Origin of the sequence: Azospirillum sp. TSO5 (genome assembly GCF_003116065.1) — a bacterium.
Lineage (GTDB): Bacteria > Pseudomonadota > Alphaproteobacteria > Azospirillales > Azospirillaceae > Azospirillum.
In genome coordinates, this window is the sequence record NZ_LGQY01000057.1 from 1 (window position 1) to 26,242 (window position 26,242).

Below are 26,242 nucleotides of genomic sequence, written 5' to 3' on the forward strand. Positions count from 1 at the left end.
AGCACCGGGCTGAAGCTGTGTGGGCCGGGCGAATGGCTGATCGAGAAGCATGGTACCAAGAAGCGGCGCTCCTGGCACGCCTTGCACATCGGCATGGACGCGGGCAGCGGCCGGATTGTCGCCGCCACGCTGACCGACCGCGGCGTCGATGACGCCTCGCAAGTCGGCCCCTTGCTCGATCAGATCGCCAGACCGGTGGCCTCGCTGACCGGGGACGGCGCGTATGACCGGAGCGGCGTCTACGCGGCCGTGCACGAGCGCCATCCCGAGGCGGCCGTGGTGGCACCACCGCGCAGCGATGCCGTGCTCGGCGACACCGCCCAGACCGTGCCCAGCCAGCGTGACCGCCACATCCAGATAATCGCGCAGCAGGGCCGAATGGCGTGGCAGTGGGCTAGCGGCTACAACAAGCGGGCGGGCGTGGAAAGCCAAATGGCGCGCTGGAAGGGTGTCCTTGGCGAGGCGCTGCGCTTCCACTGTGACGCGGCGCAGGCCACCGAGGTGGCCATCGGCGTCGCGGTCCTCAACCGCATGCTCGACCTTGGACGCCCGAACTCGGTCCGCGTCGTCTGATTATCAACGGGGCTCGGGCAATCTCTTGCTCAGCTCACCTCGCTGCAACACGCCGGTTCTTGCTCGACTTGGCCGTTCGTGTGGCCGGTGGTCGCGTCGGTGATGGTTGTGAGGTGACGCTCGACGAGCTTTCGGCGCTTGTCGAAGACCGGCCGGACCTTGCCGCGGCCCTTACGACGCGTGTGCCTGAGCAGCATCACCAGCATATCGCGCTCTCCCGCCGCTTGCGCGACGCCAGTCAGCTTCATCAGGCTGAGGGCGCTGCCGAACTGGCCCCGCATCTCGAAGAAATCCGGATCGGAGCCGCTTTCGACAGGCTCGACTGGGCAGCGGGGTTCGGGTCATTCACCGGGCTGGGGGGCGAAAAGCTGAACGCCTTCCGCACGCGCATCGCCGAGGATGTCGGAGATGACGCGGCCGATGCGATCATGGCCGGCTTCCGGACCATTCTGACCCGTGACGATCTGCCGAGCCCGCCCGAGCTTGCCGACACGACCGTGACAGATCGCCATCACTTTGCGGTACTCCCGCTCCTGGTCGGCATGGAGATGTGGGCGGCGGAGGGAAAAGAAGCCGTTCTGGGTCTGTCGGATCGCACCTTGGAAGCGGCTCTGTGCGGTGCCGTGATCGAGGATCAGACCTCTGACCCGTGGATGCAGTGGATTCTGGCCGAGCGCGCCGAGTTGGCTTCGCGAACTCTCGAGGCGTTCTGGCGCGTCTGCCTCGAGCGGAGTTTGCAGTGTCCCCCTGGGCTGTTCGGACTGAAGGGGCAGGAGACCCTTGGACATGTCGCCGGCGGCATGGCGATCACCTTGCTGTGGGATTTCCCGAGAGCGCCGATCCGGGCGGTGGACGGCTTGATGAACGCCGCCCTGTGGCATGGCGACCGCGAAGCCCTGCTGGACCTCGCTGCTCACCGGCTTGCCGGCGACGATCCGGGCGACGAGCGGCTCCTGCTGTGGAGCGCCCTGGCCTTCCATCTCGCACCGGACCGCTTCGCCGCCGATTTCGAAGACCGGCTGTCCCGGTGGGAGGACATGAGCTGGGACGTCATCGCCCCTATCCTGCTGTTGGCCCTGGGTGGCCGCGCCGAGGGGTGGAGCTTTTCCACCCGGCAGGCCATGGTGCTGATCCGGTCGCTGGCCCCACGTTTCGAGGACGCTGCGGACAGCGTCGAGAACGGGCGCCGGGTTCGCGGAGTGTCCGAGTTCGCACGCCTCATCCGCGCCTGCATCGACCATCTCGCCGCCGATCCCTCAACGGACGCGGCCGATGTCCTTGCTGCTTGGCGCGACGATCCCCGGCAGCCCTCCTGGCATGACGCTTTCGCCCATGCCGCGGCACGGCAGCTGCGGGTCCGCCGCGAAGCCTTGTTCCAACACGCCGGCGTCGCGCAGGTGGTGGCGGCGCTCGACGGCGGGGCGCCGGCCAACGCGGCGGACTTGCAGGCGCTCATCGTCCAGCATCTGGAGGACATCGCCGGGGAAATCCGCACCGGCTCCGGCGACGGCTGGAAGATCTTTTGGAACACCGAGGTGGAGAAGCATGTCAGACCCAAGGCGGAGAACATCTGCCGCAACGCCCTGCTCGGCCTGCTGAAACCCCGCCTCCTCCGCCACGGCGCGGTGGCGAAACCGGAGGGCCACTACGCCGGGAGCAAGCGCGCCGACATCGACGTGACCGCCGGCACCCTCGTGCTGCCCATCGAGATCAAACTGCAGATGCACGATGCGCTGTGGACGGCGGCGGAAGGGCAGTTGCAGCGGCTCTACACGGCCGATCCGCTGGCGGGCGGACGTGGCGTCTATCTTGTGTTCTGGTTCGGCCCCACGGTCGACCTCACGTCTTCGCGCGACGGCTCAGCGCCACCGGCATCGGCGGGGGAGTTGAAGACGGCGCTCGTGAACCGGCTGACAGCCAGTGCGCGCGAGTTGCTGTCGGTGGTGGTGATCGACGCGGCGCCGCCGACCAGTGACAGCGGACGGAAGGACTGCCACCCGAAGCCCAGAACCAGCCGTTCCCGGCGCACACGGGCGAGTTCGGCGATGCGCCTATCGACGGGAGGCTCGGACCCGGCGTGAAGGTTTTCGAGGACGACAGCCGATTCTTGAAGTTTTTTGCAGGATCGTGAAGATTTCCGCAGGCGGCCGGCCGGCCGCGAAGCCTTTTGCGATCCCAGGACTCCAACATGGCAGACAACTTGCGCGAAGGCGAGCGCTACACCGGCCTCATGGGTCTCGTCGCCCGCTTCGACCTGCCGGTGCCCAAGCCGAGCGTCATCTCCATCGTCGGCAGCGGCCAGCGGCGGCAGGTCGTCGAGGCGCACCGCACCATCGAGCGCTATCTGGCGTCCTACGATTACGGCGATACGCCGGAGATGGACCTGAAGTTCGCCCTCCGCTACGAGCCGGGCACTTTTGCACCAACGTCCCTCACCATATCCTCCCTGAGGAGCATGATAGTATACGCGGTGTCCACGCATTCGGCCCTCCATCAATCCTGTGCCGTTTATGCGCTGCCCCGGCCCCAACCACATTTGGGAGTGTCACCTACTGCGCTGACGCCGCTTGCGACCGAGGAGTCAGCTGCGGATAATGCGCCACCTTCTGTCATTGCAGGTCGCCCGTTCCAACCACATCTGGACACGTGCGAGGAGACATAGCGCGTGTTTGCCCCCTCCGACCTTCGCCGCTTTGTCGATGCTGGCTCGCTTGAACGGGGGCGGCAATATTGGGCAGATGGCCGCGTTCAGACCATTGAGGTGCAGCAGCGGCGGGGAGATAGCTGGAGCGTGTTGTCGACTGTCAGGGGCTCGGGTCGCGCGCTTTACGCCCAGGACATAACGGTGAAGATCGTCAATGGCGCGCTGCGGCAGGTTGAAGGCGAGTGCGACTGTCCGGTGGGGTACAATTGCAAGCATGTCGCCGCAGCGCTGCTGGCCTGGATAGAACGCGCCGCCAGCACCTCCGCGACCGGCCGGCGGTCTGAACAGCCATTCTCCGGTCTGTCCAGCCCATCATTGCCGGCACCGGCGACGGCTGCCAATCGAGAACAGATGGCTCCCGCGGAACCCGGCCTCTCCTTTCCGGTGAGGGACCTGCTGGCGCGGCTCAATGCGGCGGCGCTCCGTGAAACCGCAGAGCAGTATGCCGACACCGTCCGCAAGCGGCTGCTCTATGTCCTGTGCTTGGATGACACCCCCTCCGGCGAGCGGACGCTGTTGCTCCGTGTCATCTCCGCCACCCTGCGCAAAGACGGCCAGTTCGCCAACGACGACAAGGCGTATGACGCCTATCAGTTTGGTACCCTGAGTTCGGCGAAGTTCGTCACCCCGGCCGATCACGCGCTGCTGAATGCCGTGTCGCGCAACGCACAGGCCGGTTCGTACGGCTTCCTGCTGCCGGCCGATATGGCACCCTGGTTGATCGAGCGCATGCTGCGCACCGGCCGGCTGTATTGGCGGGACTTCCGCACCGGCAGTCCGCTGCACTCAGGCCCGCCGCTGATCGGGACGCCACGTTGGGAGGCCGATGGCGCCGGCCGTCAACGTTTCACCATCGCGCTTCAGCCGCACTCCACCGACATGGCGCCAGCGATCGTGCTGCCGACGGTGCCGCTGCTCTATGTCGATCCCACAAACGCCACCTGCGGCCCTGTCGACGCCACAACGGTGTCCCCGCAGATCGCCGTCACCCTGCTGACGGCCCCGCCGCTGCCGCCGGGCGAGGTGGCCGCCTTCCGGGCCGAGGCGGAACGGCTCGGCGACCGGCTGCCGGTGCTGCCGGACGCCCCGACACGGACCGAACACCGCCGTATTGTGCCGCGGCCGGTCTTGCGGCTGGGCGTGGCCCGACTGGCGGGAATGTCTTCCTTGTACCCGTCAGCCTATGGGATGACGGAAATGCCCGAACTCCCGGTCGCCGACCTGCACTTCGACTATGCCGGCACCCGCCTGCATTGGAAACGGCGAGGGCCGCCGCTGCAATGGATGGAGGACGGTGTCCTCGTCACCGCCGAACCTCAGCCAAAAGAGGAGAGGAAGGCGATCAAGCGGCTGGAGGAGGCTGGCCTCGCCGTCCCGCCACTGCCGCTCAGCGTCGGTGGCGTCTCGCCGGTCCGTGAGGAGCTGTTCGCCGCCCCCGGCGACGACCTTGATGTGCGCTCGATCTGGTTGAACTTCTGCCATTCAGGGCTCCCCGGACTGCGGGCCTCCGGCTGGAGCGTCGAGATCGCTCCCGATTTCCCCTTCGAGGTTCTGGAGGCGCCGAAGGATTGGGCCTTCGAGGTCGAGGACGGCTCCGGGATCGACTGGTTCGGCCTGTCGCTCGGCGTCGACATTGGCGGTGAGCGCATCGACCTGCTGCCGGTGCTGCGCGAGGTCATCGATGCGCTCGCCCGGATTGGTCCGGACCTGCTCGACGACGGCATGTTTGAGGATGACTTCTTCGTCGATGAGGAGAACACCGCCGGTAGGGCAGGCAGGCTGTCGCCGGGACTGGAGGCAGTGCTGGAGCAGCTGGCGCCTTCCGGAACAATGTTCGTGCGGATCGGCTCCACCCGCTACCTCCCGCTGGAGGTGGAGCGGGTGGCGCCGATGATCGGCGTGCTGATGGAACTGTTCGGCCTTCAGCCGGGCGGTGGGCAACTGCGGATCGGCCGCTCCCATCTGGGCGACCTCTCGGCGCTGGAAGAAGCCGCATCGGCTGCCGGCATCCCACTGCTCGGCGCTGATGCCGTGCGTAGCATGGCCAAGGCCCTGCGCAAGGCGGGAGGCGTTCCGGCGGTGGCCCCGCCGCAGGGGCTGCGCGCCACCTTGCGCCCTTACCAGCAGATTGGGCTTGATTGGTTGCAGTTTCTGAGCACCCACGGCTTCGGCGGCATCCTGGCCGACGACATGGGGCTGGGGAAGACCGTGCAGGCGCTGGCCCACCTGCTGGCAGAAAAGGAGGCCGGCCGGCTTGACCGCCCGAGCCTGCTGATCGCCCCGACCAGCGTGCTTGGCAACTGGCGGGCGGAGGTGCAGCGTTTCTCTCCCGGCCTGCGCACGCTGGTTCTGCATGGTCCCCGGCGCAAGGCGGCGCAGGGTTCGCTGGCCGAGTTCGATCTGGTGGTGACCTCCTATGCGCTGCTGCCGCGCGATCGCGACGTCCTGACGGCCCAAGCTTGGCATCTGGCGATCTTCGACGAAGCACAGTGTCTCAAGAACCCCACCGGCCAAGCAAGCAAGGCGGCACAAGCTCTGCAGGCGCGCCAGCGCCTGTGTCTGACCGGCACCCCGGTGGAGAACACATTGGACGAGCTGTGGGCGCTGTTCGCGGTCAGCGTGCCGTCGCTGTTCGGTGACCGCACCGGCTACCGCCGCACCTTCCGCACCCCCATCGAAAAGCATAGCGACGCCGAGCGCCAACGCGTGCTGGCTCGCCGCGTTCGCCCCTTCCTGTTGCGTCGCACGAAAGAGGAAGTCGCGACGGAGCTGCCGCCCAAGACGGAGATTATGGAGGCGGTGGAGCCCGACAGCGGCCAGCGCGACCTCTACGAGACCATCCGCCTGACGATGGATCAGCGCGTGCGCGACGAGGTGGCGCGCAGGGGGCTGGCGCGCAGCCGCATCACCATCCTAGATGCGCTGTTGAAACTGCGGCAGGTCTGCTGCGATCCGCGGCTGGTGAAACTGGAGAGTGCGCGCAAGCGGGCGGCCAAGGGAGCTGCGTCGGCCAAGTTGGTCCGACTGCTGGAGATGCTGCCGGAGCTGCTTGCCGATGGCCGGCGTATCCTGCTGTTCTCGCAGTTCACCTCAATGTTCGACCTGATCCGGCCGGAACTCGACCGGCTCGCCATCCCTTTCGTTGAACTGACCGGCGACACCAGGGACCGTGAGACGCCGGTCAGGCGGTTCCAGGCAGGCGAGGTGCCGCTGTTCCTCATCAGCCTGAAGGCAGGCGGCACCGGGCTGAACCTAACCGCCGCCGACACGGTGATCCACTATGACCCGTGGTGGAACCCGGCGGTCGAAGACCAAGCGACCGACCGTGCCCACCGCATCGGCCAGGACAAGCCGGTCTTCGTCTACAAGCTGGTCACCAGTGGCACGGTGGAAGAGCGCATGGTGCAGCTTCAAGAGCGCAAGCGCCGGCTGTGCGACGCGGTCTACGAGCAGGGGCAGACGGCGGAGGATCTGCTCACCGCAGACGACCTTGATTTCCTGCTGGCTCCCATCGATGGGTGACATCGGCCGGGCGGATGAGGCTCTCACCAGACCACGCTCCGGTTTGACCGTCCCCTCTCAGCCCAGTTTGATGTTATTGTTCTCAGTGGGAGGGGGCATAACAGCAATGGCAGAGAGCAGCTGACGTCCTTTTGTGCCCATGCCGCACGTCAATCCGCTTCCCCTGAGGAGGATCGCGAGCCGCTCTCCGGCGTGGTCGAGCGCGTAATGATCCGGGCGCGGGCGGACATCTCTTACGCTCTGCTGGACGCGGTATCCGATAGACACCGCGGCCTGCCCGAAGACGACGACCTTGGACTGACGGCACCGTGCTGCAACACGGTGGTCTCCTTCATCCGCTCTGCTCGCCGCAGGCTTCCATGGCGCAGGAAGAGAAAGTCCAAGGTGGGTGGGCTCTTGTTCTCTGATGCTGGGCGGTCGCAGCACGCTCCGTGGAGCGTTCGACATAGCCACTATCGAAACGCGGATAGGGGTCCGTCCTACCCCTCGCGGCTGCCGGGCGCTTCGATCAGGACGCGTTGCGCAACCACAGTGTCAGGATGCCTCTGCATCGCCGCAGCATCCACCATGCTCCAGCAGTCAAGCCCCTCCAGCCTGATGACACAGGCGATCGCCGCCGCGCGGGTCAGGAATTCACGGGGCAGCCGCTGCCCGGTGGGCAGATGCGTCACCACCCACACCATCACGTCATCTGCTGCCGCACGTTGGTCAATGCCGAAGGCGCCGCACACCTCGCCTTCAAGCGCAATGGTGATCACGGCCCCGGTGCCACCATGCTCAGCCGCGACCGCCTCAAAGGTTGCTGGCGTCCAATCCTTCCTGTCGAGCAAGGTGGCATTCCGCCCCGTCGTTTCGAACACCGAACTGTTGTCGTGCCCCGTGTCGATCGGCCCGATGCTGGCACTCGTCTGCTTCGAGCCGGCATCCTCCCGTTTATGCCCGCGGACCTGCAATGGAGGCTCTGATCGCCATTGCATGATTGCTCGGACGGCCGCTAAGGCATCCTCGTTGCGCTGAAGCGGAAAATGCCGGCGCAGCTCGGCCACGGCAGCCCACTCACCGCCGGCCTCGAACACCTGACGGATGGCAGCCCGCTCCTCCTCACTCACCACGAACATGCGCTCATCCTTGCCGCATGGGGGCATTCACCGTCAGAACAGGCTGTATCATGCGAGAAGCCCAGGGCCAGAACCACCTTGTGACGCGTTGTCTTGATCTGCCGCTTGGACAAGGCCGAGCTCTTCAAGCAGATGGCAATACTCGCCCGGAGGAAGGGCGCGCTGATCCTTAGCTATCTGCCGCAGAGCAGCAAGACCGGCCGTGGTGAACCGGGCCCGCAGCCAATGGGCCCCGTCATCCCGCAGCTCCAGCAGACCGCGATCAAGCATCCCTTGAATGACAGCCCCAGGCTTTGGTTTGCCCTTGTTCGGACCGGTCGCCCACCGCTTCACCAGGATGCCGGCGTCCAGCCGCGGCGCTTGGCCGAAGCGGACCATGAACTCGTTGCGGATCAGGGCTCGCTCCTGTGCGCTTAGGACGCTGTCGGTCATGGCATCATCTCCCTTAGTCCTGCCCTCGTGACACGCGGAACCAGTGCTCGGCGTACTGACGGCAGAGTTCGGCCTCCACGCTGTCACCGCTGCGCTCGGCATCGGTTGCTCGAGCAAGCCATTGAGTCTGCTTTTGAAGGGCTGTGCCGTCGACGCGCGCCGGCGCTGGGCGAACACCGGCTGGGCCTGCGCCAGAAGTCCGCGCCTTGCTGAAGCTCGGTCGCGGTGGATGGCCGCCTCGGGGGGTGGGGGGTGCCATACAACCTTTCGGGTTTGTTCGAGAATGGGATGAACGCTTCAAGGGGGGCCTGAGAGCAAACCTTTGTCATCGTGGATTGACCATCTTACGCTTCGCGGCAGACACCAGCGTCGATGCAGGCCGCCAACACAATATCTGTCAGCGGCTGATGAAGCTCCACGGGGAAGGTGATGGTTGGGCTCCACTGCCCGTCGGTGTCCCGATGGAGCGGTGAGGTAACGGACGTCGCGTGATTGCCATCCATGATTTCCCGCGAGACGTGAAGCCCGCGGACCTTGAACTCGATGCCGTGAATGGCAATAGTAACATCGACCAACGCCAGAAGCTTTCCACCAACAGGTGCCTTTCGGACTGCGATGACTTCAGCAGTGACGGTTTCAGTCTCGCTCATCATAGTCTCAGAATGCTGTCGACAAGCCAGTTTTGCGGAAGAGTAGCGTTTCGGTCAACGCTTTCATTTTCAATGTGTGAGTAGGACTAACCTGCCTGAACTCCGCCGACTGTTGGTCAACTCATCCACACTGCAGAGGTGGGGCAAGCGCTGCAGTGCATCACCCCTAACTGGGCCGTTTGGTTAACGCGGTCGATCTGCGGGAACGGGATGCCTCTGTCCGTACATTGAGAGGATGGTTCCTCAAAAAGCCGGCGTGGCTTGGAAACCTTACGGTGTGAGCCGCCCGTCACAGCATGACGGGCGGCATTTTCTAAACCACGGTTTAGACTTTCACGATAGCTCGCGTCCGAGCAATGCCTGCAGTTCGGCCAGCCTCTTACGATCACGTTCCATGCGGGTCAGGAGCTGAGCGAGTTCCCTGCGTGCGGCCGCTCGCTCGTCGACCTCGCCACCGCCCTTACGAAGCCTTCTCTTAAATTCGGCAATCTCACGGCGCGTCACGTTGGGTCGGACGAGTCCCTCCTCCAGCGCCTTCGGGCGCTCGTCATCCTTCAATGTGACCAGCGCGTGAGCAACCGACCAGTTGGGCGGGAGGACAGTCTCCGGATAGATGCCATCATCGACAGCCCTCGCGATCGCCATAAGCCGCTCGGCAATATCGATCGAAAAGGGGAGGCGCTGCTGAGCCAACTCCATGAACTCGCCATGGACGAGGGTCGCCTTCGCTTGGTTGATGCGTCGCCCAACTTGGACGAAGGTGCGGCTAGCCTCCCCCCACAGCCGGCCAACCTCATAAGCATATTCGTCTACTGTGCTCAGGGTCGCGTAATCGGCCTCGATCACGTCAGACGCCGGCATCCGGGTAGCCGGCAGTGTCTTGGCAAGAGGTTGCAGAACGGTTTGAACATCCGTCGCTGAAATCGCCTGCAGTTTGTTCCGGCGGCCGCGCGGCTTTGACACAGTCGTGGCGCCAATCTCCGGATTTGGTGCATTTGATTCCCGGTCAACCATGAGCTTCCTCCAGCTTCCGGGTGATCTCTACAGCCATGGCCTCCACGTCGGCGCGAATATGTTGGTCAGCCAGGGGCGAAGCGCCTGCGAAGGAAGACTGACTATAGGCGGTGCGCGATGGAAGATCGGCACCGAGCGCTGACAGGCCGAGGGATTCGAGTTGGCTGCGGCTGTGTTCCGTCACCACGGCGCGACGATTAACTTGTGTCAGGACAGCGAAGTGAGGCGTTCGGAAGTCTGGGATCCGGCGGCGCATCATCTGTTCGGCGTTCTTGACGAATTGCTGCGTCCGGATCGCTTCCATAATGTCCTTGAAGTCTGGCCGTGTGGGAATTAGCACTAGGTCAGCCACACCGGCAGCGTAGACAAGCGCCTGCCCCTGGCTGCCGGCGACATCGATAATGACAACGTCGAACGCTTCGCTGGCTGACTCTGCTTCCTGCACCACATCGTCGTCGCCAACGACCGCACAGGGGAAGGGCTGTCCAGCCCGGCCGAGCCACTGGGAAAGGTTTTTGTTGGGATCTGCGTCTATACACTTCACCGAAACGCCGGCGTCGTGCCAGTAGCTGGCAAGGCACATCGCGAGCGTAGTCTTGCCTGGGCCTCCCTTTGTGGAGGCCGAGACGATGATGCTCATTGGGGTCTCCGTCGGCGCAAGCAATAAAGCTGGCCGGAGAATAGCAGTGACCGTGTAAAGTGCGCACGCTTTCTGGCTGCAGACTGGCACCTAACGGTGTGGCGTGGCGAAAAGGCCGCAGCCGGCCTACAAAATCCCAAGCCTGTCGCGAGACTTAGCGATTGGCGGTGCGCTTGGGTACAAGGTGATGCTGGTAGATTCCACCTGCACTTTGGCATCTGGGTAGGCTGCCAATGCCATGCGAAGCGCCTCAGTGAAGGCTGGCTTGAAATTGCGCATCGCGTTGAACCCAGCACCGAACTGAGCCATTAGCGCCGGCCAAGAAACCGGTGTAGGTTTGCTGAGACTGTGAAGGCGGTAGGCGAGCCAGACATAGATGTCGATCGCCATGGACTTGTTGCCGATCTCTCGGAGCGCCGTTTCGCTCACTGGTACGGGATGGTCGATCAAGGAGCGGTAGAAGGCGTCGTTTAGGGTTACCTTGTCTTGCCACAGGGTCGGCTGGTTGTCATCGTTCAGCATACCGGCCAAGTCGAAGTATTCTTCGACAAACGCACCCTTGGCGACCCGGTCTGCGTGGCCGTGATCCGTAAAGAAGGTCAAGCGGCATGCGGAGATGCGACGAGCCTGCTCGGTAACCATCTTATAGGTGGCTCCGCCGATGGATGCCATTCCCATGTTCTTCATCCAGCCCTTGAGAGATCCGCCGAGTTCAACTTCGCGGCATCGAGTGCGGACGGCCTGGGTTTGAAGGTAGATGAGGATCATTCGGGCTTTTGAACCGTATGGGATACCTACTACATTGCCTTGACGGTCACGGCCTGATTCGACCATCAAGGTAATTCGATGACCCTCACGGCGCCAGAAAGGCTCTATAATGTCTTTGTGAGGTAGCGAAGTCAGAGCAAAACCGGCATGACAAATGCCGAGGGTCTCGCTTTCTTCTGCCAGAACAGCAGCGGCAATCTCCAACTGACGCCGCTCGGCTTTGTCGACGACAAGCTCACGAGCGGCATCAAGGCCATGATCGATCAGCAGCTTATGAATGTTCCTCATGTGGCCTATTTCCTCATTGAGCTGAGAAATCGTCAACGGTGGAATCTACCAGCGCAGGCTATTTGGAGCTATTTGGTTCAACCTATTTGCTTGTCTGGCAGATTCCACTGAGCGACTCGGCTGCCTGCTGGTAAATTCCACCCGACTGGCTTCCAGACTCCACTGAACAACTTTTTCCGCCTGCCGGAGCGATAGATGTCCAGTGGAATCTACCAGAGTGATTGGCCGAATCGGGGACTTTTGAGTGGTGGAATTTACCAGCGTACGCGACTCGGAGGTTGGCTCTTGTACCTAACAGGACGCGGAAAAAGGCTTTGCCTGGGCGGGCGGTCGTGATTCTCTCCGGTCGTTAAGAATGCGACCGGCGAGGAGACGATGCGGGGCTCGGACGAACGCAGCGAGGGTCTTTTCAGCTACGTAAGCTGCGAGGCGCGGGTTCCGGCCGATCATCCGTTGCGGCCGATCCGGGCCATCGTGGACGAGGCGCTGGAGGTGATGTCGCCGGTGTTCGAGGGGCTGTACTCCAAGATCGGGCGGCCATCGATCCCGCCGGAGAAGCTGCTGCGGGCTTTGCTGCTCCAGGCTTTCTACTCGGTGCGCTCGGAACGCCAACTGATGGAACAGCTTGACTACAACCTGCTGTTCCGCTGGTTCGTCGGCTTGTCGATGGACGCCCCGGTGTGGGACGTGACGGTGTTCACCAAGAACCGGGAGCGCCTGCTGGCCGGTGACGTGGCGGCCAAGTTCCTGGCCACCGTGCTGGGCCAGCCAAAGGTCAAGGCGCTGCTGTCGGACGAGCACTTCTCGGTTGACGGCACGCTGATCGAAGCCTGGGCGTCGGTGAAGAGTTTCCGGCCCAAGGACGGCAGCGGCGAGCCGCCGGGGCCGGGGCGCAACGGCGACCGCGACTTCCATGGTGAGAAGCGGTCCAACGAGACCCATGCCTCGACCAGCGATCCCGAGGCGCGGCTGTACCGCAAGGGCAACGGGCAGCCGGCGAAGCTGGCCTTCATGGGCCACGCCCTGATGGAGAACCGGAACGCCCTGGTGGTGAATGTCCGGCTCACCGCGGCCACTGGCCTGGCTGAACGCGAGGCGGCGGTTTCCATGGTTGAGGCCATTCCCGGCCGCCACCGCATCACGGTGGGCGCCGACAAGGCTTACGACACCAAGGATTTCGTGGCGAACATGCGCGAGTTGGGCGCCGCTGCGCATGTCGCCCGGAACACGAGCAACCGCCGCTCGGCGATCGACGGTCGGACCACCCGCCACCCCGGCTACGCCGTCAGCCTAAGAATCCGCAAACGGATCGAGGAGGTGTTCGGCTGGATCAAGGGAGCCGGCTTGCGCAAAACGCGGCATCGCGGCACGGCCCGTGTCGGGTGGATGTTCACGCTGACCGCCACCGCCTACAACCTGATCCGCCTGCCCAAGCTGCTGGCGGCGGCATAATCACGCCCGGAGTCCGCCCGAACGGCGGCTCTGGGCGTCTCGGAGCGCGAAAAAGGCGCTCTATTCCGACAAAAACGGGCTTCGGAAACGCCATTTCCAAGCCTCAGCGGAGGCAAAAAACCGAAATATGTTCGTTTTTCCGCGTCCTGCTAAGCCGGCGGTGGATTCTACCAGCAGAACGGCAACGGCAATGTCAGTGGAATCTACCAGCTTCGGTTCACTTGTCCGGGCGCATGGGTGGAATCTACCAGCAAGGCTGTGGGTCGCACTGTTGGGCTTACCGTAGCCAGGGCTGCATGACCATGTCCTTGCTGACCATGATGTTGAAACGGTAGCCAGGACGGATTTCCAGCGTCGGAGCGACGTTCAGGCCTTTGCGGGCGTACTCCGCACCGAGTTGGCCCATCTGCTGGCCGAGGCTGCCGGCGATGATCTGCTGCGCGTCGTAACCGCCGCGGGTGTCGCCGCGCTGCTGCGGCTGGGAGAGCTGGACGCCGGCCGAGAAGATCGATAGCAGCAGGGCGTTGCCGAAGGTCCGGACATAGTGGTTGTTCACCTGATCGGAGAAGCCGGCATAGCCACCCTGATCGGCGCCGGGCATGCTGCCGAGATCCAGCGACGAGGCGTCGGGATAGATGATCCGGTTCCAGGCGATCAGCACCCGCTCCTGCCCCATCTCCACCCCGTTGTCGTAGCTGCCGATCAGCATGGAATCCTTGGGGATCAGCAGGTATTGCCCGGTGGCGGTGTCGTAGACGTTCTCGCGCACCCGCGCCTTGATGATGCCCGGCAGGTCCGAGTTGATGCCGCTTTCCATGACACCAGGGATGATGGCGCCGGCCTTCACCTCATAGGGCGACAGTGCCGCCTCGCGGGTGCCGGCGAGATAATGCGAGCCACGCGCCGGCTGCTGATTGAGAAAGTTGTGCTTGGCATCCGGGCCGGTGCCCTGGCCCCCGCGCCCTTGGCCGCTGCCATAGCAGCCGGCACCGCCACCAGTGCCACCGGCGGCGCCCAGGCCGCCGCTCGTGCCTGAGCTGCCGAATCCGTTGGCGAATTGGGCAAGTGCTTGCGAGTTGGTGCTGGGGCCGCCCGGACTGGCCGCGGCCGGCTGCTGCATCTGCCCGGGCTGGGTGCGGTTGCCGGGAACGGTGGTCGGCGCTTCCAGAGCCGCCTTGAGGGCTGCCCGGCGTTGCTCCTCGATCCGCCGCACCTCGGCGTCATACTGCTGCCATGCCCGCATCCGGGCATCGTCCTCCGGCGTCCGCCCGCCGTAGGCGCCGGAGGGCCGCCCCATCGGATCCGATGGGGCCCCCGGCATGGTGGCGGGAGTGATCGGTGGCGCCGCCGGGGTGGTCGGGGTCGGAGTTGCCCGCCGCGCTTCGATGATGCCGGCATTCTGCGCCGCGCCGAACAGCGGCTTGGCGTCCACCGGCTCCGGCGCCGCCACCACCTCGCTGTTGCCGGCGCCGGCCGCCCGGCGCTTGGCTCGCTCATTCATCGTGTAGGCGATGGCGATGGCCACGAGGGCGGAAATGCCAATCAGGATGTAAATCGGCACCCGGGTCAGGCGCCGGCCACCGGTCTGGCGCAGGATCGGACCAGCGAGGAAGTCGGGCGAGCGGTCGGGGCCATCAGCCGGTTGTTGCGTCTGATCGGTCATTCTGCGGCGTCCTCCCGCACGGTGAAGGGGGAGCCGGCCTGGAGGGTGCCGGCACTGTTGCGCAGCCACAGGCGCGAGGCCGTGGTCCGGTCGACCTGGAGACGCACGAGCACCCCGGCATCGAGCGGCGTCACCAGATAGCGCAAGGGGTGGGCGCCTGGTGCTTTTTGACCGGCGTCCGCCACCCCGAAGCCGATCCGCCGCAACTCGCCGCGCAGGACCGGCGTCAGGCTGTCGCTGGCCAGCTCGCCGGCCGGCGCATCAAGCGCCATGGTGGTGGCCGCCGCCGGCAGGCGCTCCGCCACGAAGCGGGCGATGTCGGCCGCCAGCACCGGGGCGTCTGCCGGCGTCACCGCCTCGACGTAGGAGGACCGCGGGCCGACGCCGGCACAGCCACCGAGCAGCAGCATCGCGCCGATCGCCGCGGCATGCAGGGGGTGCCGCATGGCTCAGTTCCTTTCGCGCAGGATCTCGACCTTGGTCTGGTCACTGCCGACACCGGAAATCAGCGCTGCATGGCGCAGCACCTTGTCGACCACATAGCGGTCGCCGCTGGCTCGGTAGTTGACGAGCTGTTCCTTGTCATCCGCGCCGATCGCCACCAGGGCGGGGGACTCGTCATAGCGCATCTCGCCGGGAAACTGGATGTAGGTCTTGCGCCCGTCTGTGTAGACCCGCACCGGCCGCCAGGATGGGCTGTCGCCGCGAATCGCGAAATTGAAATCGAGGTTGGCGGCATTGAGGCCATCGGAGAGGGTGGTGGCTTGCTGGCGCCGGTTCACCGCCGCCCGGTAAGCGTCCCAGTCCTGCTGAACGTCCTCCGGATAGACGAAGGATACCAGCGGCATCCAGTCCTTAGTCCGGCTGACGAGCTGGACCACATACATCCGCCGGTCGGTGGCGACGGTCATAGTGGTGGTCAGGCCGCTGTCGCTCGCCTTGATGACGATGACGCTGGTCTGGTTAGCGCCGGTTCCGTAGACGGTCGGCGTGGCCTTCCAACGGGCAATGTCGCCGAGGTCGATCTGCTGGACCACCTCGCCCGGCTGGAGTTCGAGGTTGCAGACCCGCAGAGGCGCGCAGACGACGGAGGGCAGGGTGGAGCCGTAGGTGAAGGTGACGCGGCCAGCCTGCCCGCGCGCCGGGCGGTCCTTGCCGCCGAGCCACTCGCCGGAGAGCGCGATACCGCGCTGTTCCTTGGCGTTCAATTCGGCCTCCTTGCCCGACATCAGGTTGACCGGCGGTGGGGTGCCGGTGCGGCGGGTCAGGACGGCCGGAGGATCGCCGGCCGGCGGTGTGGCGCCGGGCGCTTCCGTCTGCGCCGTCTGGATGGCCGGAACCTGTTGGGCAAGCGCCGGTCCCGCGACGGTCACCGCCAGGGCGGTCAGGATGAAGGTTTCCTTGAGCATGGGGGCACCTGTCAGATGAGCCGCTGGGACCAGGAGTAGCTGTTCACGTAGACCCCCATGGGGTTCATGAGGATCGCCTGTTCGGTGGCTGGCGGGGCGATGCTGATCGTCACCGTGGCCTGCCAGGAGACCGGCGGTTGTTTGGCCGAGCCGTCCCGGTTCATCACGCTTTCCCGCCATTCGATTCGCCACGTGTCCTGACTAATCGGCAGCACCGATTGCACCTCGACGGTCACGGTTTCGGTTTCCGCGCGCTTGAAGGGATCGTTGGACCGGAAGTGTTCGAGGATTTGCGGATAGGCAGCGCCGCGCTTGTTGAGCATGGCGAAGGCTTCGTCGATCAGCGCCCGCTCCGCCGCGGCATCGACATAGACGGAGCGGATGTTGCTGACCCAGCGGGCGAGCTGGGAGCGGATGACCCGCTCGTTGGGCACATAGATCTGATCGGCCCGCCGCACCCCCACCGCATCGCCGAGCTTGTTGGTTTCCACGACATAAGGGACGAGGCGGTTTTGGCTGCCGATCCAGACCACGCCCCCGACCGCCAGGGCAGCGATGGCGAGGCTGGACAGCGCCGTCAGGCGCCAGGCATTGGCGCGGGCAATGTAGGAACCATACCGCTCATTCCACTCGCGCCGGGCCGAGAGGTAGGGGGTCTCGGTCGGCGGTTTTGCCGGAGCTTTCGGCTTGCGAAGGGCGCGGGTCTTCATAGTCGATTGCCTATAGAGCGAAGGACTCCATCCCCTTGGCGTTCAAAACCGAACGCCTATTCGGGGCGGATCACGTTGTCGGATTGGGCCGGCGGCTGTGCCTGCTGGGGGGCTTGCGGAGCCTGTGGCTTTTCGGCAGCGGCCCGCAGCTCGCGGGCCTTGTGGATCATGCTCTCGCCCATGCGCCCGCCCATGGTGCCGTGGTGGCGGCCGGACAGGCGGCGGCCCACGTCCTGCACCGCCGCTTGGCCGAGATTGCCGGCGGCGCGGGCGGCCATACGGGCGGCAAACGCCGGCGGAGGGGACGAGGACAGGCCAGAGCTGGCGAGCTGGGCACTGGCAAGCTTGGAGGCGCCGCCGACCGCCATCCCGGCGCCGGCCGCACCTGCTGCTACACCAGCCACTGCGCCGCCAACAGCGGCGGTAGCTCCAATCAAGGCCCCGCCACCGCTGGGGGCAGTGCCGTTCACGAGGCTCTGCACCATGTCCGGCACCACCTTGGTGATTGCCAGCATGACAACACCGGAGCCGACGATGACAAAGATGTCGGAAGTATTGTTGACGAGCCGGGCTTCCCAGCTCCGAATCATCGCTTGCCCAAGCCCGACGAGCAGTTGGAGGACGAACAGCTTGGCGCCGACCGCCACGGCGTAGACCATGATCTTGACGGCATAATCCTTGGTCCAGCGTGAGCCACCGAAGCCCATCAGCAGAACGCCGGCCGAGATGACGATGTAGCTCTCCACCAGAGCCAAAATCAAAAAAGCAGCGATCAGAGCAAAACAAATGAGTACGATAAGGGCAGCCAGTACATACCCAGCGCTATCTCCGGGAGAAAAGAGCGAAACTTGGTCGACGATACGGGTGGCAAGGTTCAAACCAACTTCAAAAATGTTCGATGGCGTAATCTGTTGCGAACCGCCGCTAGCCGCACTCGCCTGATTGGCGGCTTGCCGGAAGCTATCGACAATCGCTTGGGCATAATCGGCCGAGTTGAGTAACAGGGTCAGGAAGAAGCCGATGAAAAGGAATTGATTTACGACCTCTGTCAACCACTCGCCAAAATCGGCGCCTCGCAGCACAAGACGGATGGCTGCCCAGGTAAACTCAATTGCTGCTAACAACCAAAAGAGATTGAGAGCAGCATTCCGCAAAGTTGCTTGCCAAGCAGCAGACCTCTCTTGATACAGGGTTGTGATTTCATCCAGAGTGTTATTGGCTACCTGCGCTAGAGCATCACCCGCTGTCAGAATGACGGCACAGCAGGCTGCGATAACAAGACATTGAAGGACTGTCCTCAGCCGCATCATACCCTCCCTTTAGAATGCCTTGCCATCGTTGGAATTTACCGTTGGGCCCACTGGGAACCGTCGCAGTGGAGGCGACTCAGCCGTGGCGCAGGAAACGCTTACGCTGTAGCGGGTTACGATGTGTGTGATGACCGCAGATCCGGCGATTGAACTCACGAGAATGAGAATAGCGACAGACGTCTTTACTTGAAGCATTCCATTTTCCCTTCAAAAAGCTTTGCCATCACCAGTTGGCACAGTGGCAGGGGCGGTGAAGCGGCGCAGAAGCTCAGTTTGAGCATCAGAGCGTGTTTGCGCTGCCGCCGCCGCACTCGCGGTGACCCGGCCGGTGGTCGCCATGGTCATGGTCATGTCGCCGAGCTGGGTCGCCAGCAGCGCCAGCATCTCGTTGGTCGCCTGGAGCTGGCGCACCTCGCCGTCCGAGGCTTGCGCGTCGGCCAGGATGCCTTGTGCGGCCGAGACGTTGCGCTGGACGTTGCGCACCACGCCCTGGCTGTCCATCGCTGTGCGCGAGGCGTCCTGCAGCTGACTGGACCAGCGCTGGTAATAGGGCGCCACGTCTTGCGTCGGCACCGACTGCCAGTTCGTCCCTGTCGGGAAGAGCTGATTAAATTCCTGTTCGATGCCGCCGAGCTGGTAGCCGATCCCCTGAACCCGGTTCATCACCGCGTTGAGCTGGCCCACCTGCTGGCTAAGGTTGCCGTTCAGCTCGCCGAAGCTGCCGCCGCCCAGCGTCTGGAGCGAGCGGGCCTGGTTCTCGATCATCTGAACCTGATTGCTGATCTGCTCCATCTGATTGGCAACTTGGGTGATCATCTGGGCGATAGCCGACACGTCGATCACCGGGATGCCTTGCGCGTGCGCCGGCAGGGTGTGGAACACCAGGGCGGACAGCAGGATGGCGGAGAGGGGCTTGCGCATCGGGGCACCTATTGCATGCGGACGCGATGGAAGAGCCGGGAGTCGATGTAGACGTCGAAGGCTTGCGGCGACTTCGGTTGCAGCCAGTGCACGGCGTCGTAGACATAGACGGTGATCCGCTCATCGTCGGAGCCGCGCTGGTCGGTGGTGCCCATCAGTGAGCCGACACAGGCCCGTGGCCCCAGGCCGCCGCCGTGGTCGCTGGTGATCGACGCTTCCGACTGGGCCGATTGTGCGGGGTCCCCATCGGCCGGCAGGCCCCCAAGTGGTAAGAGTCCAAGCTGCGAGCGGCTGACGACCCACTGTCCGGCCGGCGCCGGCTGGAGACCGGCAGGGCAGAGGTCGTAGGGGTCGAACACCTGCTGGACATAGGAGCCGCCGCTTTCCGGCGAGCCGGCCATGTCGCAGGTCGGGAAGCTGCCGCCGCGGCGCAGATGCCGCCACAGCCGCTCAATCGGCGGAACGCATTCCGCAAACTGCGTCGGCCCGCCGGGGTTGCTTATGCAGAGCAGGACCTGACAGCCCCAGTCGTCCGCCTTGGCCGGCGCCGGCAGCAGGGCGAGGCCGGCCAACAGTGCCCCGGCCACAGGGACGCCTTTACAGCAGGTAGTCATAGCGCACCCCTTTCTTCTGCAGCCACTGGAAGGGCCAGTCGGCGCCATGGTCGGCGGCCAGCTCGCGCACCTGCACCACGCTTTCCTTGTCGGAGACGCCGACGAAGGCGAGGGCCACCGGCCCGAGAGCGAGCGAGAACAGCCGGCGGCCTTCCGGCGACAGGTAGTAGTAGTCGCGCTTCTTGGCCGCGGTCTTGAGGATGCCGATCTGCACCTCGTTCAGCCCGATGGCGGTATAGAGGTCGCGCGGCCCCGGCACCTGTGGCGTGCCGCCCTTGTCGGCCTCTTCGTTGGGCAGCAGCAGCTTGGTGGGACAAGACTCCAACAGCACGTCGAGCAGGCCCGAGCGCACCGCATCCGACAGGCTTTGCGTGGCGAGCACGACGGCGCAGTTGGCCTTGCGCAGCACCTTCAGCCATTCCCGGATTTTCTCGCGGAACACCGGGTGCCCGAGCATGACCCAGGCCTCGTCCAACAGCAGAAGCGCCGGCTGGCCGTGCAGGGACTTCTCAAACCGGCGGAACAGGTAGAGCAGGACTGGGATGAGGCTCTTCTCGCCCATGCCCATCAGCTCCTCGATCTCAAAGACGGTGAAGGCGTCCTCGCCCAGCCCGTCGCGGGTGCTGTCGAGCAGATGGCCGAGGGGGCCGCTGATCGTGTAGGGCGTCAGGGCCGAGCGCAGCTTTTCGTCCTGCACCGTCAGCAGGAAGTCGGTCAGGGAGCGTTCCTCCGGGCCCTTTTCCTGGCTCAGCAGCCGCATGGCGCGGTGGATTTCCTCGCGCTGGGCTGGGGTCGGCGGCATGCCGCTCTGGAGCTGGTAGCAGGACTCGATCCAGTCTTCCGCCCAGGCGAGATCCCCGGCGGTGTCGAGCGCGGCGAGCGGGGCGAAAGAGAGCCGGCTGGCCTCGCCGGCGATGTCGTGGTGAGCGCCGCCGCAGGCGAGCGCCAGGGCCTGCATGGAGCGGCCCTTGTCGAAGGCCACCACGGTGGCGCCGGGATAGCGGCGGAACTGGGCCGCCACCGTGCCGAGCAGAGTGGATTTGCCGGCGCCGGTCGGGCCGAAGACCAGGGTATGCCCAACGTCGCCAACGTGCAAATTGAGCCGAAACGGCGTCGATCCGGGGGCGGACCCGTACAAAAGCGGCGGTGAGCCTTCCGGATAGAAGGGACAGGGAGCGGCATCCAGCCCGGCCCACACGCTGGCGAGCGGCAGGAGGTCGGCGAGGTTGAGGGTGTGGATCAGCGGCCGGCGGACGTTGGGGTGGGGATGGCCGGGAAGCGTGCCCAGCCACGCCTCCACGGCGTTGATCGTCTCCAGCCGGCAGGCGAAGCCGAGGCGTTGCACCTCGCGCGACACCAGTCGGGCGCTGTCGAGCAGCCGGTCGCGGTCCTTGCCCATCAGCACGATGACCGGGGTGTAGTAGCCGAAGGTCACCAGCGCCGAGCTGGCGTCGGTGATCGCCGCTTCGGCCTCACCGGCCATCAGCAGGGCGTCCTCGTTGATGACGCCGCCCTGGGTGCGGAAGACCTGGGACCAGAAGCCCCGCACCTTCTGCTTCCATTTGCGGCGGTAGCGGTGGAGGTGGGACACCGCCTCGTGCTGGTCGAGATGGATGAAGCGCGAGGACCAGCGATAGGCCACCGGCAGATGTTCCAGCACGTCGAGGACGTTGGGATGGGAGGCGCCGGGGAAGCCTTCGAGCGAGACACAGGCGATGTAGCGGTCGCCGATGCGCGGGGTGTCGCCGGTCCACAGCTCGCGCCCGCCAATCACCGCGTCGAGATACATCCCGTCCGGCGGGATGTTGAGCGGGGTGTCGTCGCCGGTCAGGCAGAAATGCAGATAGTCGACCAGCTCGTCGCGCAGGTGCTCGCGGTCGTGGGCGCAGACATGGGTGTAGCTGGTCATGCGGCGCACCGTCAGCACGGTGCCGAGCGCGTCTTCCAGATCGTCGAGCGCCTTGCTGAAAGCCGCAAGCGTCTGGTCAGCCGGCGACTGCGGCGCGGCGGTCGGATCCTCATCCCACAGGTAATCCTGAATCTTGGTGTTGCGCCGCAGCGGCGGGGTGTATTGCACCACCAGGGCATAGTCGGACTCGTAGTGCGCGCCGTGGGTGGTGAACTGGCGGCGGCGCTCCGCCTCGATCAGGCGGCTGACTGGATCGGGGAACGCCGACGCCTCGGTCGACGGATAGCCGGCCGAGGGCAGGCGGGCGGCTTCGAACCAGCTGACCCAGCCGCTTCCCAGCCGGGCAAGGGCGGCGTTGACCCGCTCCGTCACATAGTTGCGCTCGTCGTAGGTCGAGGAGGCGGTGTCCGGCCCTCGGTAATAGAAGCCGGCGAGCAGGGCACCGCTCTTGCCGAGGACGATCCCGTCGTCGACCAAGGCGGCCCAGTCGAGCAAATCGGGCACGCCCCTGGCCTTGTCGCGATAGGTCTTGAGAGCCAGCATGGCCCCTCCTTATCGGTCGCGGGCGGGCCGCGACCGGGCCGGGTAGTAGGCTTGGTATTGGAGGTGGCGGGTGTAGACGTGGCTGAGCCGGGGATCGGCCTTCGCCATCGTGCGCAGAAAGCCGATCAGGCCGAACCAGACGCTGAGACCGACCGCCGTGGCGATCCAGTTCTGTGCCGTCAGGATCAGGCCGACGGCCACCAGGGCCGTGAACATCACCAACTCGCGCTCGCCGCCCATCAGCAGGTTGGCCCGGTGCAGCGCCCGGCGGAACTCCGTCCGACGCAGCCCGCTGGTGGCGCCGCCGCTCACGCCAGCACCACCCCGGCGCCGGCCGCGGCGATCACCGCGCCAACGCCGAAAAGCTGGGTCAGGATGTTGGTGGCGAAGACCAGCAGGGCGACCACCAGCACCAGCATGACGAAGCGGCGGGCGAACTCGTTGATTTCACCGCCCCAGATCAACATGGCGCCGCAGACGACGATGCCGAGCAGCGAGATGGCAAAGGCGACCGGCCCGGTCAGCGAGTTGACGAAGGTCTGGAGCGGCGCTTCCCAGGGAAGCCCGCCGCCACCACCGCCAGCAGCGAGCGCCGGTTGGGGAGCAGTCAGCAGAACCGTGAGGGCAGCCGTCAGGGTGGCGGCTGAGACGCCGCGTAAGAGGGGATTGCGCATGGGGGCTTTATCCGAGTTGTGACAGGACGTAATTGCTGCCGTCGAACCCCTCGACGGCGAGAACGGCGGCGATGCGCCGGCCGGGGCTAGACGAGGTCTTTTCGATGTTCACCACCAGGTTGACCGCCTCGGCGATCAGCGTGTGCATCGGCGTCGGGGTTGCTTCGGCAATCAGGCTTTCCAGGCGGACCAGGCCGGCGGTGCCGACGCTGTCGCTGGTGTTGGAGTGGACGGTGGCGACGCCGCCGGGATGGCCGGTGTTCCAGGCTTTCAGAAGGGCCAGGGCCTCCGGACCGCGGGTCTCACCGACCAGAATGCGATCGGGACGCAACCGCATGGTGGCCTTGAGAAGGCGCAGCATGCTGACATGCTCGGTGGCGCGCAGCGGCACCGCGTTGGGCGCGCTGCATTGAAGCTCCACCGTGTCCTCGATGATGATCAGCCGGTGGTGCGGGGTGGCAAGTTCGATTTCCTTGATGAGGGCGTTGGTCAGCGTCGTCTTGCCGGTGCCGGTGCCGCCGACCACCAGGATGTTGCGGCGGGAAGCGACGGCCTCCACCAGCACCGCCCGCTGGCACTCGGTCATGATGCTGCGCTCGACATACTCGTCGAGCGTGAAGACGCGCGACGCCTTGCGGCGAATGGCGAAGGTGGGAGCGGCAGCGACTGGTGGAATAAGGGCCTCGAACCGGGAGCCGTCAAAGGGCAGCTCGCATTCGAGAATAGGATTGTCGCGGGTGATGGTGGTGCGCAAAGCTGCGGCCACCGTGGTCATCAGGGATTCCGCCTGGCTGGCCGACATGGTGCCAACCGGCATCATCTCCTGCCCCAGGCGCTCGACCCACAGCCGGCCGTCCGGGTTCAGCGTGATTTCCACGACATCCGGTTCGGCCAGAAAACCGCACACCAGAGGGCCAAGCTCACGGCGTAGCTTCTCTTGCACGCGACGGTCGTGTTCCTGTTGGAACGAGGCGGCAGTGGTCACACTCATTGGCACCTCATGGTGTCGCCGTTTCGTTCTCTCCTGCGGCAGCCACTATAGCCCCGACATAATCATCTAAGAACGGCTAAAAGGGCATAGGAAGACCCATCAATGGTCGTGGTAAGGTTGTACCGTCAAAAGGACAGGACCGCCACAGAGGAGTCCGCACACGCATTGTTTCACAAAATGCGCGCATATTTGGGTATGCCGTTTGAGTATACGGGTTTAAGCGCAAGCGGCTTGAATTCCAAAATTGCCACAGTACTGTGGAAGCGAGAACACGGCAGTGTAGCTAATTGGGCAGGGAGTGGGACGTGACGTTCCTAACAAACAGGCCGCAATATTGGGGTTTTGTGCAGTTACGCGTCTTACAACGTTCATCGAAAGTTTGAGTGAACGAGCTTCTCAAGCCGGTTGTGATACAGAACTACCTGCTCAGCCAGCTTGTTGTGATGCTCACCGTGACAGAATAGTAGGCGCGGGCAAAAGACTTGACCGGACCAGAAGAAAAGCCAGAGCCAGCTCTTCCCAAACGTCGGATGTCCCACAAAGACAAACCGGTGGAGCTGTTGATCTTTGCTCATAATTTTAAACAGGCCCGCCTCGCTGCAGGACTGACACAAACCGACATCACCAAAAGAATCGGCATTTCCCAGGCTTATGTTTCGGAAGTGGAGCGTGCGGTTGTTGACCCGAGCTTGACCCACATGGCTTTGCTGGCACGTGTGGTGGGCAGACCTCTGCACGAGCTTCTCAAGCCTTCACCAACGAAGTGATGGTCGTCAAGCTGTGACGGAAGAAGGCAAAAAGTCCCGTACCCCGCGCAAAACTCATAAGCAGCGCGTCACTGAAGAGACTGCGCCGCCAGAGCTCCTAACATTCGCAAGAAATTTCAAGAAAGCCCGGCTGGAGGCAGGCCTTTCTCAGTATGATATCATGAGGTTGACAGGTATAAGCCAGACCTACCTCAGCTTTCTCGAAAGATCACTGCACTCGCCAAGTTTGAGCTATATGTCTTTGCTGGCGCGGGTCGTTGGAAAGCCATTACACGAGCTGCTAGAACCATAATTCATTGTGCCCTGGCGTTAGACCGATCGGTGAGCGTCGGGTGAAACATTCGGAGACAGATTCGCTAAAAGGCGATGGCTCCCACCAGAAGGCCGAAGAGGCAACACACGGCCCCCACAGCCACCAAGGCGGCGTAGAGAGCCGTCCGGCGGGCCATGGCCGCCTGCTCGGCAGCTTCCTGTGCTGCCTGCACCTGCCGGCCGAGTGAGGCGAGAAGCTGCGCCTGGACGGCCTTCCCGGCTTCCTCAACCTGCCCGGCCACGTAGCCTCCAGTTTCGGTGACTAGCTTGCCTGCCAACTCACGAGCTGCGGCGATCTGCTGAGCCGATCCCGCAGCCGTCCGATCCTCAGCCTGCTCTAATACCGCATTCAGCCGCTCTACGTAGCTGGATAACACCAGCTCGTTGAGGGTGAGTGTGACGAGGATCGGGTCAGAGGGGCCGAGCAGTACGTTGTGCCGCTTGGCAACCTCCCCGATTAAGCGTTGGACGTCCATGGCGGTCAGACGACAAGAGCGATCTGATTGAAAATATCACGTTTCATCATCGTCAGACGTTGCTTTGCCATCAGGCCAAAATCGGGGCTGCTGACTGCCTCATCAAATGTGAGCTTGCGATCCAGCATCATCTCCATGTCCTTGCCGAAGGTCTCTCCGGTGTAGCGTTTGATCTTTACCAGCCCTTTTACCAGATGCTTGTTGAACTGGTATGTCTTCATTTCTTCGAAGTTCTTTCCGTCGGCGACGATGTCGCCGAAATACTCGTTGAGCCACACCACCATCTGGGCGCTTTCGGGAAGCTGGCGGGCGAGCTGATCAAAGCCGGTAAGGGTATCCATGATGGCCTGACCGCCAGTGACGACGGTATGGATGACGAGCTGCCTTCTTGAAGCGGCCAGGAGGTCGGCAACGCCGTTCTCGAGCATATAGCTGGTGAGGGGCAGAAAGGAGGCGGCACCATTGTCGACCACGACGCTGGCGTCCTCTGACACCAGCAGCTCGATCATGGTGTCGAAGTTACGGGTGTTGATCTGATTGCCCTGGAGGAGGTCGAGGCGGTGGGCGTTGAGGGCTCCGTAGCCCGAGAGAGTGTCGTTGACGGGATCGGTGTCGATGCAGGTGACGGGCCGGTTATGGGTGATGAGGTATTGTGCTAGGAAGGACGAGACCATTGACTTTCCGACACCCCCTTTTCCCTGGAGTGTCATGTGAATTTGGGAAGGCGATTGGGGTAACGCTGCGAGCTCATCAGTGGCCTGTTTGACCTTTGTCGTCATCGG

The 26,242-nt window shown here is 64.2% G+C and carries 26 protein-coding genes; 6 read left to right on the forward strand and 20 right to left on the reverse strand.

All coding sequences use genetic code 11. The annotated features are described in order from the left end of the window. From TSO5_RS15610 to TSO5_RS15625, 4 genes are all read left to right on the forward strand, one after another. The coding region (locus tag TSO5_RS15610) for an IS5 family transposase (protein ID WP_109152421.1) at nt 1–573 on the forward strand (573 nt) is incomplete at its 5' end. 113 nt (nt 574–686) lie between these two features. After that, nucleotides 687–2,654, forward strand: coding sequence for a hypothetical protein (locus TSO5_RS32955; RefSeq protein ID WP_199230913.1), 1,968 nt, complete (start codon nt 687–689; stop codon nt 2,652–2,654). 107 nt (nt 2,655–2,761) lie between these two features. Beyond that, nucleotides 2,762–3,235 carry a hypothetical protein gene (locus TSO5_RS15620; RefSeq protein ID WP_109152422.1) on the forward strand — a complete coding sequence of 158 codons (474 nt, stop codon included), beginning with the start codon at nt 2,762–2,764 and terminating at the stop codon, nt 3,233–3,235. Nucleotides 3,236–3,418: 183 nt separating this feature from the next. Then, nucleotides 3,419–6,799 (forward strand): DEAD/DEAH box helicase, encoded by a 3,381-nt coding sequence (locus TSO5_RS15625; protein ID WP_247870784.1) that lies wholly within the window; start codon nt 3,419–3,421, stop codon nt 6,797–6,799. A gap of 479 nt (nt 6,800–7,278) precedes the next feature. Here the strand turns inward: TSO5_RS15625 and TSO5_RS15630 are convergent, their stop codons facing one another. The 7 genes from TSO5_RS15630 to TSO5_RS15660 all read right to left on the reverse strand — a co-directional run bounded on the left by TSO5_RS15630 (nt 7,279) and on the right by TSO5_RS15660 (nt 11,709). Next, a complete protein-coding gene (locus TSO5_RS15630) occupies nt 7,279–7,917 on the reverse strand; it encodes a hypothetical protein (RefSeq protein ID WP_167421613.1) in 639 nt (212 codons plus the stop codon). A gap of 48 nt (nt 7,918–7,965) precedes the next feature. After that, complete coding sequence (locus TSO5_RS32225) at nt 7,966–8,349, reverse strand: hypothetical protein (RefSeq protein WP_143273049.1); 384 nt, start codon at nt 8,347–8,349, stop codon at nt 7,966–7,968. A 13-nt stretch (nt 8,350–8,362) separates the two neighbouring features. Next, nucleotides 8,363–8,608 (reverse strand): DUF4167 domain-containing protein, encoded by a 246-nt coding sequence (locus tag TSO5_RS15640; protein WP_098735024.1) that lies wholly within the window; start codon nt 8,606–8,608, stop codon nt 8,363–8,365. A gap of 85 nt (nt 8,609–8,693) precedes the next feature. After that, nucleotides 8,694–9,002 carry a hypothetical protein gene (locus tag TSO5_RS15645; protein WP_146203742.1) on the reverse strand — a complete coding sequence of 103 codons (309 nt, stop codon included), beginning with the start codon at nt 9,000–9,002 and terminating at the stop codon, nt 8,694–8,696. Nucleotides 9,003–9,332: 330 nt separating this feature from the next. Further along, on the reverse strand, nt 9,333–10,013 hold the full coding sequence (locus tag TSO5_RS15650) for a DUF3102 domain-containing protein (RefSeq protein ID WP_098735022.1): 681 nt from the start codon (nt 10,011–10,013) through the stop codon (nt 9,333–9,335). Further along, nucleotides 10,006–10,653, reverse strand: coding sequence for a ParA family protein (locus TSO5_RS15655; protein ID WP_098735021.1), 648 nt, complete (start codon nt 10,651–10,653; stop codon nt 10,006–10,008). The genes TSO5_RS15650 and TSO5_RS15655 overlap by 8 nt, the downstream gene beginning before the upstream one ends. Nucleotides 10,654–10,779: 126 nt before the next feature. Next, nucleotides 10,780–11,709: a replication protein RepA gene (locus tag TSO5_RS15660; protein WP_098735020.1), complete on the reverse strand. Its 930-nt coding sequence runs from the start codon at nt 11,707–11,709 to the stop codon at nt 10,780–10,782. Between the two features lie 375 nt (nt 11,710–12,084). On the opposite strand from TSO5_RS15660, the gene TSO5_RS15665 reads away from it, so the two are divergent. Then, nucleotides 12,085–13,161, forward strand: a complete 1,077-nt coding sequence (locus TSO5_RS15665) for an IS5-like element ISAzs10 family transposase (protein WP_109152423.1) — start codon at nt 12,085–12,087, stop codon at nt 13,159–13,161. A 277-nt stretch (nt 13,162–13,438) separates the two neighbouring features. On the opposite strand, the gene TSO5_RS15670 is transcribed toward TSO5_RS15665, so the two are convergent. The 11 genes from TSO5_RS15670 to trbB form a co-directional block, all read right to left on the reverse strand. After that, complete coding sequence (locus TSO5_RS15670) at nt 13,439–14,824, reverse strand: TrbI/VirB10 family protein (RefSeq protein WP_109152424.1); 1,386 nt, start codon at nt 14,822–14,824, stop codon at nt 13,439–13,441. Next, entirely contained in the window at nt 14,821–15,270 is a 450-nt protein-coding gene (locus TSO5_RS15675) for a conjugal transfer protein TrbH (protein WP_098735018.1), read from the reverse strand. The genes TSO5_RS15670 and TSO5_RS15675 overlap by 4 nt, the downstream gene beginning before the upstream one ends. A gap of 3 nt (nt 15,271–15,273) precedes the next feature. Continuing rightward, the gene (gene trbG, locus TSO5_RS15680; protein WP_109152425.1) at nt 15,274–16,233 is read right to left on the reverse strand and encodes a P-type conjugative transfer protein TrbG; all 960 of its coding nucleotides are present in this window, start codon (nt 16,231–16,233) and stop codon (nt 15,274–15,276) included. 11 nt (nt 16,234–16,244) lie between these two features. Next, a complete protein-coding gene (gene trbF / locus TSO5_RS15685) occupies nt 16,245–16,943 on the reverse strand; it encodes a conjugal transfer protein TrbF (protein WP_098735016.1) in 699 nt (232 codons plus the stop codon). Between the two features lie 56 nt (nt 16,944–16,999). Then, nucleotides 17,000–18,253 carry a P-type conjugative transfer protein TrbL gene (gene trbL / locus TSO5_RS15690; protein ID WP_109152426.1) on the reverse strand — a complete coding sequence of 418 codons (1,254 nt, stop codon included), beginning with the start codon at nt 18,251–18,253 and terminating at the stop codon, nt 17,000–17,002. A gap of 207 nt (nt 18,254–18,460) precedes the next feature. Next, nucleotides 18,461–19,174, reverse strand: a complete 714-nt coding sequence (locus TSO5_RS15695) for a hypothetical protein (protein ID WP_109152427.1) — start codon at nt 19,172–19,174, stop codon at nt 18,461–18,463. 8 nt (nt 19,175–19,182) lie between these two features. Then, on the reverse strand, nt 19,183–19,761 hold the full coding sequence (locus TSO5_RS15700; RefSeq protein ID WP_109152428.1) for a hypothetical protein: 579 nt from the start codon (nt 19,759–19,761) through the stop codon (nt 19,183–19,185). 10 nt (nt 19,762–19,771) lie between these two features. Beyond that, the gene (locus TSO5_RS15705; RefSeq protein ID WP_109152429.1) at nt 19,772–22,240 is read right to left on the reverse strand and encodes a transporter; all 2,469 of its coding nucleotides are present in this window, start codon (nt 22,238–22,240) and stop codon (nt 19,772–19,774) included. 9 nt (nt 22,241–22,249) lie between these two features. Beyond that, complete coding sequence (locus tag TSO5_RS15710; protein ID WP_247870785.1) at nt 22,250–22,552, reverse strand: conjugal transfer protein TrbD; 303 nt, start codon at nt 22,550–22,552, stop codon at nt 22,250–22,252. Beyond that, entirely contained in the window at nt 22,549–22,914 is a 366-nt protein-coding gene (locus TSO5_RS15715) for a TrbC/VirB2 family protein (protein ID WP_098735011.1), read from the reverse strand. The genes TSO5_RS15710 and TSO5_RS15715 overlap by 4 nt, the downstream gene beginning before the upstream one ends. A 7-nt stretch (nt 22,915–22,921) precedes the next feature. Next, nucleotides 22,922–23,905 (reverse strand): P-type conjugative transfer ATPase TrbB, encoded by a 984-nt coding sequence (gene trbB / locus TSO5_RS15720; protein WP_098735010.1) that lies wholly within the window; start codon nt 23,903–23,905, stop codon nt 22,922–22,924. Between the two features lie 551 nt (nt 23,906–24,456). Here trbB and TSO5_RS15725 point away from each other — a divergent pair. Continuing rightward, a complete protein-coding gene (locus TSO5_RS15725; RefSeq protein WP_158282422.1) occupies nt 24,457–24,672 on the forward strand; it encodes a helix-turn-helix transcriptional regulator in 216 nt (71 codons plus the stop codon). Between the two features lie 356 nt (nt 24,673–25,028). On the opposite strand, the gene TSO5_RS15735 is transcribed toward TSO5_RS15725, so the two are convergent. Continuing rightward, nucleotides 25,029–25,460: a hypothetical protein gene (locus TSO5_RS15735; RefSeq protein WP_098735007.1), complete on the reverse strand. Its 432-nt coding sequence runs from the start codon at nt 25,458–25,460 to the stop codon at nt 25,029–25,031. 5 nt (nt 25,461–25,465) lie between these two features. After that, nucleotides 25,466–26,239, reverse strand: coding sequence for a conjugal transfer protein TraL (locus TSO5_RS15740; protein ID WP_098735006.1), 774 nt, complete (start codon nt 26,237–26,239; stop codon nt 25,466–25,468). Nucleotides 26,240–26,242 lie beyond the last annotated feature (3 nt).